The organism is Aeromonas allosaccharophila (assembly GCF_000819685.1).
Taxonomy (GTDB): Bacteria; Pseudomonadota; Gammaproteobacteria; order Enterobacterales; family Aeromonadaceae; genus Aeromonas; species Aeromonas allosaccharophila.
In genome coordinates this window covers 1-711 of sequence record NZ_CDBR01000047.1, presented here as the reverse complement: position 1 = coordinate 711, position 711 = coordinate 1, and the positions used below count along the sequence as shown (strand labels likewise).

Below are 711 nucleotides of genomic sequence, written 5' to 3'. Positions count from 1 at the left end.
CTGGCCGCCCTACTGTCAAAGACGGGCAGGATTACCTCAATGAGGTATGGCGTAACATCGGTCGCCGCTGCTCTGACAAGGGCACCAAGGCCAATCCCAAAGAGCCCATCACCATCTACGGCTTCCGCTTTGCCGAGCCTCATGCAGATGGTACGCCCCATTGGCACGCCGCAATCTACTTGCCGCATGACCAAGCGAACCGCTTTCGCCTTATCTGTCGCAAAGAGTGTTTCAGGGATTCCCCTGATGAACTTGGCGCTAAAAAGCATCGCTTCACCTGCAAGGCCATCGACCTCAAGAAAGGTTCCGCCGTCTCTTACTGCGCCAAATACATCGCCAAAAACATCGATGGTTTCGCCGTGGGTACCGATTACGAAACTGGCACCAATGCCACTGATTCCGTTCACCGCGTTCTCGCATGGAAGAGCGCCAACAACATCCGCCAGTTCCAGCAAATCGGCGGCCCTACTGTCACCGCGTGGCGTGAACTTCGCCGCATGGCTAATCAGGATTACGACATGCCCGGATTCGAGACCCTCACCCAAGGCGACTGGCTGCTGCTCGATGCTTGCCGCCGTGCTGCTGATGAAGGCAACTGGAGCGCCTTCTGTGTCGCTATGGGCGGCATCTTCTGCCCCCGTGACAAGCAGGCCCTGCGCCCTTCTTATTCCACCCCCAAGGCCTTTATCCGCCTCAATGCTGGAAGAATGG

At 57.2% G+C, this 711-nt stretch carries 1 protein-coding gene; it reads left to right on the top strand.

Annotated elements, in window-relative coordinates; genetic code table 11:
- Positions 1-711 (top strand): replication endonuclease (locus BN1115_RS09440; protein ID WP_042656949.1); only part of this gene is annotated, 711 nt, incomplete at both ends.